General features: G+C 66.8%; 17 protein-coding genes and 1 tRNA gene. 11 read left to right on the top strand and 7 right to left on the bottom strand.

The genetic code is table 11. The features are described from left to right. Nucleotides 1-116: 116 nt before the first annotated feature. The 3 genes from G1H10_RS01140 to G1H10_RS01130 form a co-directional block, all read right to left on the bottom strand. Nucleotides 117-190 (bottom strand) — tRNA-Gly (locus G1H10_RS01140). 71 nt (nucleotides 191-261) lie between these two features. Next, complete coding sequence (locus G1H10_RS01135; RefSeq protein ID WP_163731425.1) at nucleotides 262-2,268, bottom strand: sensor histidine kinase; 2,007 nt, start codon at nucleotides 2,266-2,268, stop codon at nucleotides 262-264. Then, nucleotides 2,258-2,995: a response regulator transcription factor gene (locus G1H10_RS01130; protein WP_163731422.1), complete on the bottom strand. Its 738-nt coding sequence runs from the start codon at nucleotides 2,993-2,995 to the stop codon at nucleotides 2,258-2,260. The genes G1H10_RS01135 and G1H10_RS01130 overlap by 11 nt, the downstream gene beginning before the upstream one ends. 167 nt (nucleotides 2,996-3,162) lie before the next feature. On the opposite strand from G1H10_RS01130, the gene G1H10_RS01125 reads away from it, so the two are divergent. From G1H10_RS01125 to G1H10_RS01075, 11 genes are all read left to right on the top strand, one after another. Then, nucleotides 3,163-4,326 (top strand): hypothetical protein, encoded by a 1,164-nt coding sequence (locus G1H10_RS01125; protein WP_163731419.1) that lies wholly within the window; start codon nucleotides 3,163-3,165, stop codon nucleotides 4,324-4,326. Then, the gene (locus tag G1H10_RS01120; protein WP_216852764.1) at nucleotides 4,326-6,038 is read left to right on the top strand and encodes a peptidoglycan-binding protein; all 1,713 of its coding nucleotides are present in this window, start codon (nucleotides 4,326-4,328) and stop codon (nucleotides 6,036-6,038) included. Before G1H10_RS01125 ends, G1H10_RS01120 begins: the two co-directional genes overlap by 1 nt. Then, entirely contained in the window at nucleotides 6,025-6,816 is a 792-nt protein-coding gene (locus tag G1H10_RS01115; protein WP_163731416.1) for an ABC transporter ATP-binding protein, read from the top strand. The genes G1H10_RS01120 and G1H10_RS01115 overlap by 14 nt, the downstream gene beginning before the upstream one ends. Beyond that, a complete protein-coding gene (locus G1H10_RS01110) occupies nucleotides 6,813-8,042 on the top strand; it encodes an ABC transporter permease (RefSeq protein ID WP_163731413.1) in 1,230 nt (409 codons plus the stop codon). Before G1H10_RS01115 ends, G1H10_RS01110 begins: the two co-directional genes overlap by 4 nt. 354 nt (nucleotides 8,043-8,396) lie before the next feature. Then, nucleotides 8,397-9,707 (top strand): quaternary amine ABC transporter ATP-binding protein, encoded by a 1,311-nt coding sequence (locus G1H10_RS01105; protein ID WP_281354047.1) that lies wholly within the window; start codon nucleotides 8,397-8,399, stop codon nucleotides 9,705-9,707. Next, nucleotides 9,704-10,591: an ABC transporter permease gene (locus G1H10_RS01100; RefSeq protein ID WP_163731410.1), complete on the top strand. Its 888-nt coding sequence runs from the start codon at nucleotides 9,704-9,706 to the stop codon at nucleotides 10,589-10,591. The genes G1H10_RS01105 and G1H10_RS01100 overlap by 4 nt, the downstream gene beginning before the upstream one ends. 41 nt (nucleotides 10,592-10,632) lie before the next feature. Continuing rightward, nucleotides 10,633-11,712, top strand: coding sequence for a glycine betaine ABC transporter substrate-binding protein (locus G1H10_RS01095; RefSeq protein WP_163731407.1), 1,080 nt, complete (start codon nucleotides 10,633-10,635; stop codon nucleotides 11,710-11,712). Nucleotides 11,713-11,868: 156 nt separating this feature from the next. Beyond that, complete coding sequence (gene dcd, locus G1H10_RS01090; RefSeq protein ID WP_163731404.1) at nucleotides 11,869-12,444, top strand: dCTP deaminase; 576 nt, start codon at nucleotides 11,869-11,871, stop codon at nucleotides 12,442-12,444. An 81-nt stretch (nucleotides 12,445-12,525) separates the two neighbouring features. Further along, nucleotides 12,526-14,835: a (Fe-S)-binding protein gene (locus G1H10_RS01085; RefSeq protein WP_163731401.1), complete on the top strand. Its 2,310-nt coding sequence runs from the start codon at nucleotides 12,526-12,528 to the stop codon at nucleotides 14,833-14,835. A gap of 68 nt (nucleotides 14,836-14,903) precedes the next feature. Beyond that, complete coding sequence (locus tag G1H10_RS01080; protein ID WP_163731398.1) at nucleotides 14,904-15,443, top strand: toxin-antitoxin system HicB family antitoxin; 540 nt, start codon at nucleotides 14,904-14,906, stop codon at nucleotides 15,441-15,443. A gap of 70 nt (nucleotides 15,444-15,513) precedes the next feature. Then, nucleotides 15,514-16,377 (top strand): DUF4097 family beta strand repeat-containing protein, encoded by an 864-nt coding sequence (locus tag G1H10_RS01075; protein WP_163731395.1) that lies wholly within the window; start codon nucleotides 15,514-15,516, stop codon nucleotides 16,375-16,377. A 259-nt stretch (nucleotides 16,378-16,636) separates the two neighbouring features. Here G1H10_RS01075 and G1H10_RS01070 read toward each other — a convergent pair whose 3' ends face one another. The 4 genes from G1H10_RS01070 to G1H10_RS33700 form a co-directional block, all read right to left on the bottom strand. Next, nucleotides 16,637-17,695 carry a YihY/virulence factor BrkB family protein gene (locus G1H10_RS01070; protein ID WP_163731393.1) on the bottom strand — a complete coding sequence of 353 codons (1,059 nt, stop codon included), beginning with the start codon at nucleotides 17,693-17,695 and terminating at the stop codon, nucleotides 16,637-16,639. Nucleotides 17,696-17,705: 10 nt separating this feature from the next. Beyond that, the gene (locus tag G1H10_RS01065; RefSeq protein WP_163731390.1) at nucleotides 17,706-17,930 is read right to left on the bottom strand and encodes a DUF3618 domain-containing protein; all 225 of its coding nucleotides are present in this window, start codon (nucleotides 17,928-17,930) and stop codon (nucleotides 17,706-17,708) included. Next, nucleotides 17,920-18,327: a phage holin family protein gene (locus tag G1H10_RS01060; RefSeq protein WP_163731389.1), complete on the bottom strand. Its 408-nt coding sequence runs from the start codon at nucleotides 18,325-18,327 to the stop codon at nucleotides 17,920-17,922. Before G1H10_RS01060 ends, G1H10_RS01065 begins: the two co-directional genes overlap by 11 nt. 185 nt (nucleotides 18,328-18,512) lie before the next feature. Then, nucleotides 18,513-19,535 (bottom strand): hypothetical protein, encoded by a 1,023-nt coding sequence (locus tag G1H10_RS33700; RefSeq protein WP_163731383.1) that lies wholly within the window; start codon nucleotides 19,533-19,535, stop codon nucleotides 18,513-18,515. Nucleotides 19,536-19,607: the final 72 nt, after the last annotated feature.

Raw genomic sequence — 19,607 nt, 5'->3', positions numbered from 1 at the left:
GCCGGGGTTCCGGCGACGACCGGCTCATGGCCCACTAATGGCCCGCAGAGAAAGGATGACCTCGGGATCTCGATACGAATCGGCAGAGATATGGCGCTTGATCTGCATGTTTGCTGTGGAGCGGGTGACGGGAATCGAACCCGCGCTGTCAGCTTGGGAAGCTGAAGTTCTACCATTGAACTACACCCGCGCGGCCGTCCAGTGAACGGCACCGCAATGGATGATACCTGCTTTGAGCCGGCGATGACACCTCGCATCTGATCAGTCCGCAACGACTGGGTTGTGCAGCGGCAATGTGATGGTGAAAACCGATCCGACCCCTTCGGTGCTTTCCACTTCGATGCTTCCGCCTTGCGCCTCGACCAGGTGTTTCGTGATGGCTAACCCCAGTCCGCTGCCACCGGTCTCTCGGCTACGCGAACCCTCCACACGGTAGAACCGGTCGAACAGCCGGGGCAGGTGTTCGGCGGGGATCCCGGTTCCGTTGTCGTCCACTGCCAGAACAGCAGCGTCCCCTTCCCGCCGGACGGACACCGTCACCCGGCCACCTTCCGGGGTGAACCGTACCGCGTTGCCCACCAGGTTGCTCAGCGCCTGCCGTACCCGTTCGGGATCGGCCCAGACGGTGACCGGCGACCCGTCGTCATCCGGCTGATCGACGGAGAGTGCCACGCCCGCGTCGTCGGCGCCGGCCCGGTGCGAGCCGACCACCTGCCGAGCCAGGTCCACCAGGTCGCGACTCTCCGGGTCGAAGCGCAACATGCCCGCATCCGCCAGCGCGAGGTCCTGCAGGTCGTCGATCAGTCGACGCAGCAGGGCCGACTCCTCCAGCAAGGACCGCACCAACTCCGGATCGAGCGGTACGACGCCGTCCTCGGCGGCCTCCAGGTAACCCTGGACGTTGGACAGCGGCGTACGCAGTTCGTGCGCGACGTCGCTGATCATCGCCCGCCGCTGGGCCTCGTTGGCTTCGATCGATGCGGCCATCGAGTTGAAGGCTCCGGCCAGCTGCGCCACTTCGTCCTTTCCGGATGTGTGCACCCGGGTACCGAATTCGCCCGCGCCCATCCGTCGCGCCGCATCGGTCAGGGCGCGGATCGGCCGGGTGAGACGACGGCCGCCGAAGACGGTCACCCCCGTCACCACCGCCAGCACAGCCCCACCGGCGACGAGGGTCCGTCCCAGCCCATCACCGACGAACGGGTTGAACCGTTCCTCGCCTCCGGTGTACAGCAACGCCGGCTCGGCGACGAACGCACCCATCGCCTCTTCCCACGCGGTGTTCATGCATTCCATCGCCACGGGATCCGCATCCACCGCCCCGGGGGGCGCCACCGGCGCGCCATCCGTTTCGCCGTCACTGCCGCCGGTCGTCGCCTCAGGTACCACCACTTTCATTCCGTTTCCGTTGCGGACGACCGAGTACGGCACGCCCGCTTCGTCGAGACACTCGGAGGTCCTCCGCACGAGATCATCGTTCAGTTCCTGCGCCGGCTCGCTAGGCTCGTACAAGACCTCCGGGACGCATCGGTCGAGGACATCTCCGGACGCGCCTGGCACGTCCTCGACGCTCTGGAACACGTCCGCCGTGCCGTCGGAGTCTCCGGACGTGTGCACGCTGAACACCTCACCGCCGATGGAGACCACCACGTCATCGTCGGTGCCCAACGCTTTCTGCAGGCATTCCTCGGCGTCCTGGGTCAGCCGTTTCCTCCGCTCCAACTCGGCGTCGCTCATTCGCCAGGTCGGCGACACGTCGTATATGGGCGCAGCACCGACGGCGACGATGCTGGTTGACGCCGTGCCCAGCAGCGGGGACATCAACTCACCGCCGGCCGGCACCGTGCTCTCCATTTCCGTCCCCTGCAGCTCATCGATCGCGACACTCGTCGCGCTCAACCCCGAATCTCCAGCAGCCACGGCATCGATCTCAGCGGTCGGTGCCGACGGCAGCGGTGGCGCCCCATCCCCGGCGGCCCCTGCGGAGTCGGCCACGACGTCCCCGTCCATCGTGGTCAACGCGACCCTCCGGCCGGTCCGCTCGGCCAGTTCGGCCACGGTCTGCTCGACGTCGTCCCACGAGTCATGTGCCGAGGCGTAGGAGGCCAGCTGTAGGTAGAGGAAGGTGTCCGCCTCCAGCGTGCGCTCGAACTCGCCGCGGAAACGTTCGCTCGTCTCCCGCGTGGTCAGCCACGCTGTGGCACCGATCGCGAAGACCGCGACGGCCAGGGACAGGCCGAGCAGCCGCAGAAAGAGACTACGTCGCATCGGATGCCTCCATCCGCCCGGTGGAGCCCGCGCCGTCGCCGGCCGGGTCGGCCATCCGGTAACCCACGCCGTAGACCGTCTGCACGTACATCGGCTCCGCTGGGTCGGGCTCGATCTTGCGACGCAGGTTCATCACATGCACGTCGATCGTGCGGTCGAGCACGTAGTGCTCGAAGCCGAATGCCTGCTCCAGCAGATACTGGCGCGTGAATGCCCGCCCCGGAGACGCCGCCAGACACTCAAGGATCTTGAACTCGGCGGGAGTCAGGTCGATGCGGCGCCCGCCCAGCCGGACCTCGTGCCGGACGGGGTCGACCTGCAGCTCTCCGATCTGATGCGGCTGATCGACCGCCGTCGCGAAACGGGCGGTTCGGCGGAGCACTGTGCGGACCCGGGCCACCAGCTCCCGAGGGCTGTAAGGCTTGGTGATGTAGTCGTCGGCTCCCAGGTCGAGGCCGAGAAGCAGGTCGTCCTCGGTCGAGCGTGCGGTCAGCATGACGATGGGCACGTCGGTCTCCGAGCGGAGAATCCGGCACACATCGAGTCCGTCGACCCGCGGCATCATCACATCCAGCACCAGCAGATCAGGAGCGCGACGTCGCGCCTCGTCCAGCGCCGCCCGCCCGTCGCGGACCACGACGACGGCGTGCCCGTCCCGCTCCAGATACCGACGGACGAGGTCCGCCTGCTTGTGATCATCCTCGGCCACCAGGATGCGTGCTCCCATGCAGGAGAGTGTCCCAGCATTTCGTCAAGAACCTGTGAAGAACATAGCCCTGACCTGTCCTTCATCGGTTCTTAACCGCCGATCCACGACGCTCGACAGCGTGCCGCGGCGGATGCTGCCTGGTCTGCCCCGGTGCGAACCCAGCAGACGATCTCACGGAGGACCCTATGCGTGTCAGGACTGTGATCACGGCGGTCGGAGCCGCCGGTCTCGCCGTCGCAAGCTGTTCCGGCGGCTCGGCCGGCGATGACGGTAGTACCACCGACCAGGGTGAGGGCAGCTCGGCCGGCGATGACGGCAGGTCCGCCGAGGGCAGCGGCAGCGGCGACCAGCCGGAGAGCCCGCTGTCCGAGTACATGCCCGGGATGACGTTCTCGAGCAGCGGAATGATGTCTGTCCATGCCGTGTCATCCGACGGCCCGGAGTTATCCGAGCAGCAGCGGCAGGACTTCCGGCGGATGGAGGAAGCCATCGCGGAGTGCATGCGCGACGAGGGCTTCGAATACGTGCCGGTCTCGCTCGACGATGTCCAGTCCTCGGCACACGAGGACGCGTACGCCCTCGAGCCGGAAGACTTCGCCGAGCAGTACGGCTACGGCGTCAGTACGCTCATGTCCGGTTCCCCCGATGCCGGCGACGAGAGCACCGATCCGAACTCGAAGATCCGCGACGAGTTGTCCGAGGCGGCGCAGGAGGAGTACGACCGCGCTCTGTGGGGCGACCTCGGTGGGATGGCCATATCCGACGGAGAAGGCACCGAGGACGGCGGCACCGGCGCTGACCTGACGACCGAGCCGGGTGATCTGGGTTGCCAGGGGAAGGCGTCGACCGAGGTCTACGGCGACCAGGCCACGCACGTCGAGGCGGGCGAAGGGTTCCAGTCACTGTTCGAGGACATCTTCGCGTTGCAGGAACGCATCCAGAACGACCCCCGCGTCGTCGCGGCCACCGAGGAATGGGCGAGTTGCATGGCCGAGGCCGGCTATCCGGGGTACGAGACGCCGGATGATCCACAGAGCGAGATCTTCGACGAACTTCTCGAGCTGCAGGGCCAGGGACAGGACGGCGCATCCGAAACCGTCATCGCCGGCGGACCCGCCGGCGGCCCCGCCGGAGGCCCTGACCTCGCCGATGTCGACCCGGAGAAGCTGGCCGAGCTGCGGGAGCGTGAGGTGGAGATCGCCACCGCCGATTACGCCTGCCGGCAGGACCATTATGAGGACGTCCACCGAGAGGTGGCTTTCGAGTTGGAGCAGGAGTTCGTCGATGACAATCAAGCGGAACTCGAGCGCTACCGGGACTGGGCCGCTGAGTCCGGTGGTGTCGGTTGATGCACCCCCGCACCAGAACCCTGCTGATGATCGTCGGCATCGCCGCAGGGGCGCTCGCCGCCGGCGTATTCGCTGGTACGCGTATCACCTCACCGGCGGACGCGGCGGCCCGCGCGGAGCCACCGGCCGCGTCTGACGTCACCGTCCCGGTCGAGCTCCGCGAGCTGCAGAGCCAGGTGGTGACCCGCGGAGACGTGTCGTACACCGGCGCGGTCAACGTCGAGCCACAGTTCCCGGGGCTGGAGTCCACGCCCGTGGTCACCGGGAGCGTGCCGGACGTCGGGGACACGGTACGGCGCGGCGATGTGCTGCTGGAGGTCGTCGGACGCCCGGTGATCGCGCTGCCGGGTGAGGTCCCGATGTACCGGACGCTCCGCCCCGGGATGAGCGGCCCGGATATCGAGCAGCTCGAGAAGGCGCTGGACAAGCTCGGCTTCGATCCGGGTGAGGTAGACGACGACTTCACCGGTTCCACGAGCCGCGCGGTTGAGGAGCTGTTCCAGGACAAGGGATACGAACCGCCCGCGGTCGACCCCGACATCCAAGCGGCTCTTGATGCCGCCGACGAGAATCTGGACGCGGCGGAAGACGAGGTTCGCAACGCCGAGTCGGCACTCCAGGCCGCGTCGAAGGGGGCAAGCGAGGCGGAGAAGCTCCAGGCGCAGCACGACGTGGACACTGCCGAGCGTCAGCTTGAGCAGGCGAAGACCGACGGCGACGCCGATGCGATCGCGGACGCCGAGCTCCAGCTCAAGCTGGCACGGACGAATCTGGACGAGGTCGAGGCCGGGCCGGACGTCTCGGCCGAACGGGCGGCTCTCGACGCCGCGCGGAGCCGGCTGACAGAGGCGCAGCAGGAGCGGGACCAGGCGGCTGTTCGCGCCGGAACCCCGCTGCCGGCGTCGGAGGTGGTGTTCGTCCCGTCCCTGCCGCGCCGCGTCGACGAGGTGAACGTGGGCCGCGGCGACGAGGTGGACGGTGCGGTGATGTCAATCAGCGGCACCGACATGGTGGTGACGGTCAACGTGGACGCCGCGAGCCGCGAGCTGCTGGATGAAGGGATGGACACGGTGGTCGATCTCCCGAACGGAGAACAGGTCACCGCGCCGATCACGAGCATCCGCGAGGCGTCCGGCGAGGATGCGTCCGGATACGACGTGCGGATCTCGCCGGATGACCTGAACAACGAGCAGGTCGAGGCGCTGCGGTCGGCGAATGTGCGGGTCACCATCCCGGTGGCGAGCACCGACGGCGAGGTGCTGGCCGTTCCGCTGGCTGCGCTGACCGCCGGCACCGGCGGCGAGGCGAGAGTCGAGGTCCAGCGGCCGTCCGACGGGAATGACGGCGGGAGCGGCGACCACGGGGCGACCACGGAGCTTGTGGAGGTCGAGGTCGGGCTGACGGCCGAGGGCTATGCCGAGATCACGCCGGTGGAGGACGGTGCGGTGGCGGAGGGCGATCTGGTGGTGGTCGGCAGCGAGGGCGCGTCGGCGGCCGCCGACGATACCGAGGAGGCGGACGACAGCCGGTCCGGCGATGAGGAACCCACCGGCGACGACTCCACCCCGGACAGCGAAACCGGCGACGACGAGCCCGGCGACGACGACGGGCTAGATGAGGACGAACCCGACGATGACGGGCCCAGCAAGGACGACGGCTCCGGCGACCGGTCCGAGTCGGACGATGAGGCGACGACCGATGACGCGGAGTGATGCCGGTCGCGGCGGAGCATTCCTCCGCCCGCCCGTCGTGGAGATGGTCGGCGTTGGCCGCTCCTTCACCGGCCCGCCGAAGGTCGACGCGGTACGCGATATCGACCTGACCATCGCCGACGGCGAGTACCTGTCGATCGTCGGACCCTCCGGTTCGGGCAAGTCCACCCTGCTGCACCTGCTGGGGCTGCTCGACCGGCCGAGCGCCGGCACCTACCGGCTGGACGGCGTCGACGTCAGCCGGCTCTCCGAACGGCAACGGTCGCAGTTGCGCGGTGAGCGGATCGGCTTCGTCTTCCAGGCGTTCCACCTGCTTCCACACCGCAGCGTGCTGGAGAACGTGGAGCTCTCGATGCTCTACGGGCGCATCCCGCGCCGCGAACGAGCGGAGCGCGCCCGCCGGACGCTGGAGCGGGTAGGGCTGGCACACCGCGTCGAGTTCAGCCCACAGACCCTGTCCGGCGGGGAGCGGCAGCGAGTGGCGATCGCTCGTGCCCTCGCTCCGGCACCGAGCCTGCTGCTCGCCGACGAACCGACCGGCAACCTGGACTCGGTGAACGCCGACGCCGTACTCGACGTATTCGACAAGCTCCACATGGAGGGTCTCACCTTGGCCGTGATCACCCATGACGACGACGTCAGCAAGCGGGCGGACCGCCGCGTCCGAATCACCGACGGCACCCTGTCCCAGGTCGTAGATCACCCGGACGTTCTGCACGATGTGGTTCAGCGGCCGCACGCGCTAGGACACCGTGATGTGGACGGGGTGGAGCGATGAGGCGGGCATCACTGCGTCGCCGGCTGTCCGTACGTGACCTGCTCCGCGAGGCGCTGGCCGGAGTGGCCGCCCGGCCGTCCCGGTTGGCACTGACCACGCTCGGCACCGTGATGGGGATCGCGGCGCTGGTCGCCACCGTCGGCCTCGGCCAGACGGCATCGGGTCAGATCTCCGGGCGCTTCGACGCCGCCAACGCCACGCGCGTCGTCGTAGAAGCGAGTGAGCGGGACACCGGAGACAGCAGTGTCCGGATCACGGTGCTCCCGTGGGACGCAGACGAACGTGTCGCCCGTCTGGCCGGCGTAGCAGTGGCAGGAGTCTTCGCCCAGGTCGACACCGGTGACGCCGCGATACGCGGCCTTCCGGTCGCTGATCCGGGCGGCACCGTGGACCATGACATCCCGGTCGCGGCCGCGTCTACCGGCTTGTTCAGCGCCGTCAACGCGATCCTGTCCACCGGACGGTTCTTCGACGCCGGCCATGACGGTCGCGCTGATCAGGTCGTCGTTCTCGGTCGATACGCCGCGGACCGGCTCGGCATCACCCGGGTGGACGCGCAACCATCGATCTTCATCGGTGATCGCCCGTTCACGGTCATCGGCGTGCTCGACAGCACATCGCACCGCACGGAGCTGTTGGATGCGGTGATCATGCCGATCGGCACGGCACAGGACCTGTATGAACTCGACGCGCCGTCCGCGCTCGAGATCCGCACCGAACTGGGCGCCGCGCAGCTCATCGGAGCTCAGGCACCGTTGGCGGTAGCACCGAACAACCCCGAGCTGCTGAGTGTCGACGTTCCGCCCGCGCCGGGGACATTGCGAGACGACGTGTCCGGCGACGTGAACCTACTCTTCCTCGCCCTGGGCGGACTCGCCCTGCTAGTCGGAGGTCTCGGTATCGCGAACGTCACATTACTCTCGGTCATGGAGCGAACGTCGGAAATCGGGCTCCGGCGTTCTGTCGGTGCCGCCAGGGCTCACGTCGCCGGCCAGTTCGTCGTGGAGAGCGTCGTCATCGGCTTCCTCGGCGGCCTGATCGGGGCCGCGTCCGGTGTGCTGGCCACCGTCGGCGTCTCTGCACTGCGCGAATGGACGCCGTTGCTGGACTACCGCCTCGCTGTGGTCGCGCCGATCCTCGGAGCCGCCATCGGATTGCTTGCCGGCCTGTATCCGGCCTGGCGCGCATCGACGATCGAGCCTATCGTGGCATTACGGAGCAGTTGACCGCCCCACCGAAGGCAGTCCATGGAGTGAGACGAGTCGTTGCGATCTCGTCTCGATCGCCGCACGTTGTCGGCAACGCAACGGCCCGCCGCGTGCGACCAGGTAAACCGTTCGTATAGCGTTAGGGGTTGGACCAGGACGAGGTGGGGTTCGCCCGACTGGTCAGGTGGAGGCGACGACCATCGTCGCCACCCGGCTGAGTCAACGGCGACACGGCGGTCACCGAGCGCGGCGACACGCCTGAACCCCATCTGAAGTCGACTAGTCGCGTGGCTCACTGGTGCCCCTACGGCACCGAACGGCCCGCCCGGGGCATCCGGTGCGTCGCGTGGCCGACTAGCGAGAGGTGAGGCTTTGGCCGCGGTACGCGCGGAAGGACTCTATAAGGTGTTCGGCCGCAAGGCCGAACAGGCGGTGAGCATGCTCGAAGAGGGCGCCACCGCACAGGACGTCGCCAAGCTCGGCGCCACCGCTGCCGTCATCGACGCCAGCTTCGAGGTCGAGCCTGGAGAGATCTTCGTCGTGATGGGGTTGTCCGGCTCCGGCAAGTCTACGTTGATCCGGATGCTCAACGGCCTCTGGAAACCCACGGCGGGGGACGTCTACATCGGCGACACGAACATCGCCCGTGCCGGTGATGCGGAATTGCGTCAAGTGCGCAAGGAGAAGATCAGCATGGTCTTCCAGCACTTCGCGCTGCTGCCCCACCGCACGGTCGTGCAGAACGCCGCCTACGCGCTGGACATCCAAGGGGTGGACAAGGCCGAGCGGTTCAAGCGCGCGTCCGAGGCGCTCGAATTGGTCGGTCTCGCCGGTTGGGACGACAAATATCCAGCCCAGCTGTCCGGAGGGATGAAGCAGCGCGTCGGCCTGGCGCGTGCACTCGCCGCGGGCAGCGACATCATGCTGATGGACGAGGCGTTCTCCGCACTCGACCCGCTGATCAAGCGGGAGATGCAGGATCAGCTCATCCAGCTTCAGAGTTCGCTGAACAAGACGATCATCTTCATCACGCACGACCTGAACGAGGCGATGCGGCTCGGCGACCGGATCGCGGTCATGCGTGCCGGACGCATCGTGCAGATCGGTACGGCCGAAGAGGTGCTGAACGACCCGGCCAATGATTACGTGGCCCAGTTCGTCGCCGACGTCGACCGGACACGGGTGCTCAGCGCAGCGAGCGTGATGGAGCCCGCGCAGTACATCGTGAACGCCAACGCCGGCCCCCGTGAAGCGCAGCACACCATGCGTGAGAAGCAGGCCAGCGCCGCGTTCGCGGTTGGACGGCGAGACAACCTGCTGCACGGCGTCGTCTATGACAAGGACGTCGTCAAGGCGGTGAAGCGGGGCGATCAGACGCTGCAGTCCATCATCGACACCGATGTGGCTTCGGTCCATCAGGACACGGTGCTGGCCGACCTGTTCGCGCCGTCGGCCGAGTCGCCGCTGCCGCTCGCCGTGGTCGATGACGACAAACACCTGGTCGGCGTGGTTCCACGGGTGACGCTGCTGTCCGCGATGGCCAACGTCGCAGAGGTGGTTCACGCGGGTGAACACCCCGGGGGCGAAGGTCGATCCGACGGACCTCCGGACGAACCGGCAGAGCCGGCGGTGGCCGAGCCGGCCGAGGTCTCCGCACGGTCCACCGACGGAGGTGCGGCATGATCCGGGCGGAATCCGAGTCTTTCGATCCTCTCGATCCTGATCTCGAGGTGGGTCAATGGATCGCCGACGCGTTCGACTGGTTCCTCGACACGTTCGATCCCATCATCGATGTTGTCGAGACCGCACTGCAGACCGGGTACGACGCACTGTTCGACCTGCTGAGTGCGCCGCCCTTCCTGGTGATGATCGTCATCTTCGCCGCGCTCGGGTGGATCGCCCGGTCGTGGCAGTTCGCCGTCTTCACGGTTGTGGCCTTCTATCTCATCGCCGCGATGGGCCAGTGGGACCGCTCGATGGATACGTTGTCGCTGATCTTGCTGGCGGCGGCCATCGCTACCATCCTGGCCATACCCCTGGGCATCTGGGCAGCGAAGTCGTCGACCGTCAGCCAGATGGTCCGCCCGGTCCTCGACTTCATGCAGACCATGCCGGCCATGGTCTATCTGATCCCGACGCTGTTCGCCTTCGGCATCGGTCAGGTTCCCGGGATCGTGTCCACGGTCATCTTCGCCATGCCCCCAGGCGTCCGGTTCACTGAACTCGCCATCCGGCAGGTCGACGCTGAGGTCGTCGAGGCCGGCCAGGCCTTCGGCGCGGCTCCTGGGCGGATCTTGCGGCAGATTCAACTGCCGCTGGCGCTGCCGACCATCATGGCGGGAATCAACCAGGTCATCATGCTGTCGCTGTCGATGGTGGTGCTGGCAGCTCTGGTGGGCGCCGGCGGACTCGGCGGTGAGGTCGTCGGTGGACTGAACGGGTTGAGCATCCCACGCGGATCCGAAGCCGGTCTGGCGGTCGTGGTGCTGGCGATCTATCTCGACCGAATTGTGGCTGCGCTCGCCGACCGCGCACCAGTGGTGCGGGCCAGCCGAGTCCGGGACTGATCTCCCGGAGTGTTCTGTGTAGTCACATCCAAGGAGAGAAAATGCGGAAATCCCGATTTACCGCTGTGACCGCTGGCCTGCTGGCCGGTGGGCTGCTGCTCGCCGCTTGCGGCGACGACGATGACGGCAACGGCGACGACACGACCACTGAGGAGACCGACGACACCGGCGGTGACGAGTCCGGTGACGGTGACGATGAGGGCGACGACGGGGGCGAGGCTGCCGCACTCGAGACGCGGTTGATCGCCGACGCCGATCCGGCCTCGTGTGTTCCGGCGTCGGAGTCGGCCCCGATCCCGGATCCGGAGGGAACCGGGGACGACCCGACCGAGATCTCGGTCGCCAACTTCAGCGGCTGGGATGAGAATTACGTCGTCTACGAGCTCGCCAAGGCGGCCCTCGAGGAGCAGGGCTACACGGTCACCGAGACCGAGCTCGACCCGGCTGCCGCGTACCAGGGCGTCGCCGACGGCGATGCCGAGATTCTCATGGACGCCTGGCTGCCCGGGACGCACGCCCAGTACATCGACCAGCTGGGTGACCAGCTCGAGGACCTGGGCTGCTGGTTCGACGAGGGCTTCCTGACGATCGCGGTGAACAGCGACTCGCCGGCACAGTCGCTTGCCGAGCTCGCCGAGTTCGAGGATGAGTACGGCGGCCGGATCGTCGGTATCGAGGAAGGTGCCGGCCTGACGACCACCACGCGTGAGCAGGCGATTCCCACGTACGGCCTGGATGACTGGGACTTCCCGACCTCGTCCACTCAGGCGATGCTCGCCGAGCTCGAGTCCGCCACGGAGGCCGGTGAAGACATCGTCGTCACCCTGTGGCACCCGCACTGGGCCTACGCGGCGTACGACATCCGCGATCTGGAGGACCCGGAAGGCGCCATGGGCGAGGCCGAGCGGCTGTACAACCTGGGTCGACCCGGATTCACGGAGGAGTACCCGAACGCGGCTCAGCTGCTGAAGAACCTGCACCTGACCAACGAGCAGCTCCTCGAGATCGAGGACATCCTGGTCGTGGAGAACAACCGCGAGGACAACGAGGGTTCGGTCGCACAGTGGCTGGACGAGAACCCGGACTTCCTCGACCAGTGGAGGAACGGCGAGCTCGGCTAAGGCCACTCACCCGCTCCCGACCGATCGGCCCTGGATCGCATATCGTGGTCCAGGGCCGATTCGTATGTGTGACAGCTCGGACTCGGAATCGTCTCATCCGGCTGGTCCGTCTGGATCGAGTGCCGAATAGTGCCGAGACTTCGATATCGTCCGAACATGCTGCTTTCGGATCGAGACATCAGGACGGCCGTCGACAAGGGACGGATCGTCCTGGACCCCTATGACCCGGGCATGGTGCAGCCGTCCAGCATCGACGTCCGGCTGGACCGCTACTTTCGAGTCTTCGAGAATCACCGCTACCCGCACATCGACCCGGCCCAGGAGCAGCCCGACCTGACCCGGATGGTCGAGCCCCACCCCGAGGAGCCGTTCATTCTGCACCCGGGCGAATTCGTGTTGGCTTCCACGTACGAGATCGTCACCCTGGGAGACGACGTCGCCGCTCGGCTCGAAGGAAAGTCCTCACTCGGTCGGCTCGGACTGCTGACACACTCCACCGCCGGTTTCATCGACCCCGGCTTCAACGGACACGTCACGCTCGAGCTGTCCAACGTGGCGACGTTACCGATGAAGCTGTGGCCGGGCATGAAGATCGGCCAGCTCTGTTTCTTCGCGCTGAGCAGCCCAGCCGAGGAGCCGTACGGCTCGGCGCGGTACGGCTCGCGATACCAGGGCCAGCGAGGCCCCACACCGAGCCGTTCGTACTTGAGCTTCCACCGGACGCAGACTTAAGTTACCGGCGGGTAGTCTAGTTTCCGACGGATCGAACACTTCGCTCCGACGGGGTGCAGACAGGAGGAGGGAGCCGGCACCATGCAATACGTCGCCGTCGCCGTATCGCTGGGCGTCACGGCCTTGGCGCTGATCGTGCTCACCGATGCCATCGTCCGGATGGTCCGGACCATCCGGCTCGGCCAGCCAGCCCCCGGACGCACCGACCACCCGGTGCAGCGGACCAAGACACTGATCCGGGAGTTCCTCGGGCACAATCGGATGCTCAAGCGGCCGGTCGTCGCCGTGGCGCACTGGTTCGTCATGATCGGGTTCTTCCTGCTGTTCGCCACCCTCGTCACCGCGTACGGGCAACTGTTCGACGCGGAATACGTGCTGCCGCTGATCGGCGATTGGCGTCCGTTCGAGTGGTTCATCGAGACGATCGCGTGGTTGACCCTGGCCGGGATCGGCACGCTGATTCTGATACGGCAGCGCTCGCACCCCAGGGCTTCCGGACGACGGTCACGCTTCTTCGGGTCGTCGTTCTGGCAGGCGTACTACGTCGAGTTCACCATCGCCACCATCGCGATCAGCATTCTGCTGCTGCGGGGCATGGAGTACCGTCTGCTCGGCGACGCGTCGCACTTCCCGCTCACCTTCTTCATCGGTGAGGCGTTCTCCGGTGTGGCCGCCGCGGACGTGGAGACCCTGGTACACGTCGTCGCCGCGGTGAAGATCAGCGTCTCTTGGCTCTTCTTCATCGTCATCGCGTGGAATCTGACCATGGGGATCGCCTGGCATCGCGGTCTCGCATTCTTCAACATCTTCTTCAAACGCAACGCCGACGGCGGGCCGGCGCTCGGCGCCGCCAAACCGCTGACGGTCAAGGGCGAGCCGGTCGACTTCGAGAACATCGACGACCTCGACGAGGACGCGGCGCTCGGTGTCGGCCGGGTGGAGGATTTCTCCTGGAAGGGCCTGCTGGACTTCTCCACCTGCACCGAGTGCGGGCGCTGCCAGTCGCAGTGTCCGGCCTGGCACACGGACAAGCCGCTGTCTCCGAAGATGCTCGTGATGAACCTCCGCGATCACGCCTATGCCAAGGCCCCGTATCTGCTGGCCGGCGGCAGCAAGGACATGATGGGCGACGAGCAGGCCACGCCCGAGCAGCTGGCGAACGTACCGGCGGACGCCCTGGCCGAGGCTGAGCGCCCGCTCGTGGGTGCCACCGAGGGCGACCCCACCCGGCCCGAGTCGGGTGCCGTGATCGACCCCGACGTCCTGTGGTCCTGCACCACCTGCGGCGCGTGTGTGGAGCAGTGTCCGGTCGACATCGAGCACGTGGACCACATCCTCGACCTGCGCCGCTACCAGACCCTGATCGAGACCGAGTTCCCGAGCGAGCTGAACGGGCTGTTCAAGAACCTGGAGAAGTCGGGGAACCCTTGGGGTATGAGCGCGTCCGCGCGCATGGATTGGGCGAAGGACCTCCCATTCGACGTCAAGCAGGTCGGCGTCGACGTGGAATCGCTCGAGGAGGTCGACTGGCTGTTCTGGATCGGGTGTGCCGGCGCCTTTGAAGATCGCGCCAAGAAGACCACGCAGGCGGTCGCAGAGTTGTTGCACACGGCGGGTGTCTCGTTCGCCGTGCTCGGCGATGGCGAGACCTGCACCGGCGATCCGGCCCGTCGCTCCGGCAACGAGTTCCTCTACCAGCAACTGGCGCTGCAGAACGTCGAGGTCCTCCGGGAGACCAAGGCGATCCGGGTCGTCTCCAGCTGCGCACATTGCTTCAACACGTTGAAGAACGAGTACGCCCAGCTCGGCCTCGAGCTGGAGGTGGTCCACCACACCCAGCTACTCAACCGGCTCGTCCGGGAGGGGAGATTGACCCCGGTCGCGCCGCCCGAGGGAGAGGTCGCCGGGCGGCCTGTCACCTATCACGATCCTTGCTATCTGGGCCGCCACAACCAAGTCTACGAGCCGCCGCGGGAACTGGTCGGCTCCCTACCCGGCGTGCAGTATCGGGAGATGCCTCGCAGTAAGTCCACGTCATTCTGCTGCGGAGCCGGTGGCGCCCGGATGTGGATGGAAGAGCGCATCGGCACCCGCATCAACAGCAATCGCACCGAAGAAGCACTGAACACGCTCGCCGGCCCAGGAGACGGCGACGGTGGCGGCGCCACGGATGACGCCTCGGCAGCCGGCTCCATCGCGGTCGGCTGCCCGTTCTGCCGGGTGATGCTCTCGGATGGTCTCACCCAGGCACAGTCCGCAGGCCAAGGCGAGAATGTCGAGGTCATCGATGTCGCCCAGCTTCTGCTCGCCGGCGTCCGACGGAGTCAGTCGGAGGAGACCAGGACGGCAGCAGGTGTGGCGTCGCATGACGCCACGGGAGCGTCATCATGACGTCGTAGCGAGGCATTTAGACATCACTACTCCTTGACATGGCGTCTGGATGGCGTCATTATGAAGTCATGGAGCTCACGCCTTACGTCTCCGCACTCCGAAACGCACTGGCGGCTGCCGGGCACGCAGCCTCGGACGAGGTTCGTGAGGCTGCCGATCGGCTGTCATACGCGATCGAGCCATCGCTCCGACTCACCCTGATCGAGGCGATGGGCGATGCCGCTGCCGAGGTGACGACCCAGCTCGAGGGCGTCTCGGTAGACGTACGCATGCGCGGCGGCAACCCCGAGTTCGTCGCGAGCGACGAGCGGCCGCCGGCATCGTTCGAGCCACCGGAGCCTCCTGAACCGCCCACACCTCCGCCACCGCCAGAGCCGGAGGAGAACCTCTCCCGTGTCACCCTGCGGCTACCGGAAAGCCTGAAGTCGCGGATCGAGGAGGCGGCCGCGGCTGAGGGGATGTCCGTCAACGCCTGGCTGGTACGCGCGGTCGGCCAACTCCTGGACGGACCGCACACCGACATCCACGTGGGGTCTTCCGGAGTTCAGGTAGGCCCGCGCGGCGTCCAGGTGAATCTGGGCCGACGCATCTCCGGATGGGCTCGCTGACACCACACGGCACCCCACCGCAATCCCGTCCCCGCACGTGGGGCACACCAACACATCGGAGCGATCAGCCATGACCACCTCCAGCTATCGACGTGCCTTTCCGGCACCGACACCGATCAGTCTCACCGTGAAGGCTCGCTCCGGCAGGGTGCGCATCACCGCCGAGGACGTCACCGAAGCCACCGTCGATGCGCAGCCCAGCAGGGCCGGCGATGACGACGCCGCCGAAGTCATCGAACGGTCCCGGGTGGAACAGCACGAGAACGCCCTCTCGATCGATCTGTCCCGCCGGGGCGCCGGATTAGGCGTGCTCCGGGATGCACCCGTCGATCTGAACGTGACCGTCCCGCTCAGCAGTACGGTCTCTGTGCAGGCCGGCTCGGCCGACGTCACCCTGATCGGAGGTCTCGGCGACGTCGTCGCCACGGCCGGGTCGGGCGACGTGGTGGTGGAGCGCTGCGCCGATGTCACGTTGAAGACGGGCAGCGGCGATATCCGGGTCGACGGAGCGACCGGCATCGAGGCCAATGCCGGGTCGGGCGACATCCTGGTGCAGAACTGTTCCGGCCCGATCGACGCCGAGACCGGATCCGGCAGCGTGCACATCGACCACGTCGGTGATCGAGCCGAGATCCGCGCGTCGTCGGGCGATATCGAGATCGCCGAGATGGCGGCCGTCCTGGACGCCCGGACTGCCTCCGGTGACATCCGGATCCGGCGAGCTCTCGAAGGTGAGATCGCAGCCAAGACCGCCTCCGGCGACATCACCGTCGCAATCGAGGCCGGTACCGTCGCCAGGCTGGACTGCTCATCCGCCAGCGGCCGGGTCCGGTCCGAACTGGAGCCGTCCGGCGAACCCGCCGGCGACGAGCGGAAGATCCACGTCGCCTCGCGGGCCGCCAGCGGCTCGGTCACCATCGTCCGCGCTTCATGACCGACCTGGAGTGAACGCCATGCTCGCGCCCGATGAGATATACCGGATACACCGACACGAGGCCGCCGAGCGCGTAGACGACGCGGCGGCCGATCGCGCCACCCGTTCGGCCGGCCGCGCGGCCCGGTCAGCGCGCATCACACGGCGGCGTGCACGCCGCTTCGAACTGGCCGCGCTGGCACTGGCCACGTGCTCGGAGGCGTTCGGCCGATTGTCCCGGGCTGCCCACGCCAAGGCCAGGATGGCACGCCTCCCGACCTCATGAGCCGGTATGCGCCTCTTGACGTTCGCGCAGCTCGCGTGCTCGGCGAACGTCATCGGCGGCCTTCTTCTCGGCCTTCTCGATATTGCGGGTGTCCCGGGGCGGGAGCTGGATGGTCTCCTCGGCGGCGATTCCCGCTTGCAACTCCCGGCCGCGTTCCAGCTCAGCATCGAACTCAGCACCGAACAGCAAAACCAGGTTCGTGATCCACAGCCACAACAGGAACACGATCACACCGGCCAGTGATCCGTACGTGCGGTCGTAATTCGCGAAGTTCGCGATGTAGATGGCGAAACCGACCGACGCGATGGCCCAGACCAGGAAAGCGACGATCGCACCGGGGCTGATCCAGCGGAACTTCGGCTGCCGCACATTGGGCGTCCAGTTGTACAGCAGCGCGACGATGATCAGCACGATGACGACCAAGAACGGCCACTTGGCGATGTCCCACACCGTCACGGCCGTACTGCCCAGGCCGATCGAGTTGCCGATAGCCTCTGCCAACGGCCCGGTCACCACCAGCAGGACCACACCCAGGGCGGCCAATAGGATCAGCATGATCGTGAGAGCGAGCATGGCCGGCCGGAGCTTCCAGAACGGTCGACCCTCTTCGATGCCATACACGCGGTTCATCGCGCGCGCGAAGGCACCCACGTACCCGGAGGCCGCCCACAAGGCACCGGCGAGTCCGAAAACGAGTCCAAGTCCGGCTCCCGGAACCTGTGTCACCTGCTCGATCGGACCCCGCAGGTCGGAGGCAAGAGACGCTGGGGCGAAGTCGTCGACGATGTCGAACAGCGTCTGCCGCGCCTGGTCCTCCTGCCCGATCAGAGCCGGCAGCGACACCAGCGCAACCAAGGCCGGAAAGAACGCGAGTACGGCGTAGTAGGTCAGGCCCGCCGCAAGATCCGTGCACCGATCGGCGGAGAATTCGCGGACGGTCCGCTTCCCGATATATGCCATCGAGGGTTTGGTGAGCTCTCGGGGGTGGTCCGGCTTGTCTTGATGCTCGGGGGTGGGCGCCTGACTCCTGGTGTCGCCTTTTCTGTCTGTCATGGCCAACTCCTCAGCGGCGCCGCCGCCAGAGCACCACGCAGACCACCACTGCCACCGCTGTCGCAACGGTCGCGGCTGCTGCGTACGCAAGCGGACGCGACTTCTCCGCCAGTCGATCGGTCAACTGCTCGAATGTTTCGCCCAAGTGTTCGCGCGTATACGCGAGGTCACGCTGGATTTCGTCGATGTCCGCGCCTTCGGCAGGCTCGGACCGTTGCGCTGTTCTACCTGTCATGGTCTCTCCGCCCCGTCATCTCATCCACGTCCCGCTTGATGTTCTCCACGGTCCGTTCTGGCGGCGGTTTGGCCTTGCCGACCTCTCGTCTGCCCATCAACGCAGCCAGCGCCGCCAGGACGAACAGCGCGCCGGCGACGATCAGCGCCGCTGCCCACGCCGGCAGAACCAGTTCCAGGGCCAGAATCGCCGCCGCAATGAGCGCCGCTGCCCCGAAGAACGAGAGCAGCCCAGCACCGCTGAACATACCCACGCCGACACCGGCATGTTTACCCTTCTCCTTGACCTCTGCGACAGCCAGTCGCATCTCGTCTCGTACCAGACGAGATGTCTGCTCGGAGAACTGCGCGATGAGTTCCCTGGTGGACGGCTCATCGTGCCGCGTGCTGTCAGTCATGCGCACATTCCCCCGTTCACATGTGACGGTTCACCACGTCATGAGCTGAGTTACCCGGATGAGAATTCGTCACACCTGGTACGGAGATCGCCGCCGACAGCGAAGTTTGTGGCGCTCTTCCCTGGCCGGAGATGAAACAGCCCCCGAGGGCGAGGCTCGCTCGCTCCCCGGGGGCGTCGAACAGATCAGCGCAGCGGATTCTGTGGGTCTTCGTCCTCGGTCGACCAGGCGCGCTCCGATGCGGGCGGCTGCTGACCGTGACCCTGCGGTTGCTGGTATCCCTGTTGGGGGTATCCCTGCTGGTACGGCTGCTCGTATCCCTCCTGCGGGGCGTTCGGGTACGGCTGCGGCGGCTGCTGCGGATACTCCTGGCCCTGCGGGTAACCCGGCTGCTGGTGCGGCTGCTGGCCGTGCGGTTGCGCGGGCGGCTGCTGCGGATACTGCTGCCCGTATCCCTCCTGCGGCGCGTTCGGGTACGGCTGCGGCGGCTGCTGCGGATACTGCTGCCCGTAACCCTCCTGCGGCGCGTTCGGGTACGGCTGGGGCGGCTGCTGCGGATATCCCGGCTGCGGCTGGGGCGGCTGCGGATACTGCCGTGGCTGCTGGCCGTAGCCCTGCGCAGGCGGCTGCTGATAGCCCTGCTGCCCGTAGCCTCCCTGCGGCGCGTTCGGATACTGCGGCGGGTATGGCTGGCCAGGATACGGCTGGGGAGCCTGCGGACGGTTCACGTTGGCCTGGTGCTGTTTCAGGGCATCCGGACCTCCGGCCCCTTGGAACGCGAGAAAGGCCGCAAAGCCTAGCAGCCCTGAGCAGATCAGAATCAGGAACGCTCCGAAGTGCGGGCCGGTGCTGACCCCGGGAGGCGCGCCGCCACCGTAAGTGAGCGACCGGATGAACTGAATAACGCCGAACAAGGCTGTCAGCGCCGCAAGACCGGCCGTGATCACATCATGGTTGAAGTTGATCTGGGCTGCGGCACCGAAGACGCGGAGCAGCTCCCAGACAATGAGCAACAGCGCCAGAATGCCGATCAGCACACCGATGCCGTTCCAGCCGCTTTCGCTCGCGCTGCCTCCGCCGAAGCTGCCCGCGTCGACACTCACTCGCCACCATGGAAAGAACAGCGATATGACGAGGACAGCTCCGCCGATCAGGGCGATCTGCCGATAGAGCGGCACGGACTTGATATCGAAGCCGTTGGACGACACGGAGGATCCCCGTTCCTGTTGCCTGACTATGACCGATCTGTGCCTAGAACATCATTCCGGAGATTCATGTGC

This window comes from Phytoactinopolyspora halotolerans (assembly GCF_010550675.1).
Classification (GTDB): domain Bacteria; phylum Actinomycetota; class Actinomycetes; order Jiangellales; family Jiangellaceae; genus Phytoactinopolyspora; species Phytoactinopolyspora halotolerans.
The sequence above is the reverse complement of the archived record's forward strand: the minus strand, read 5'-3'. Positions and strand labels throughout refer to the sequence as shown.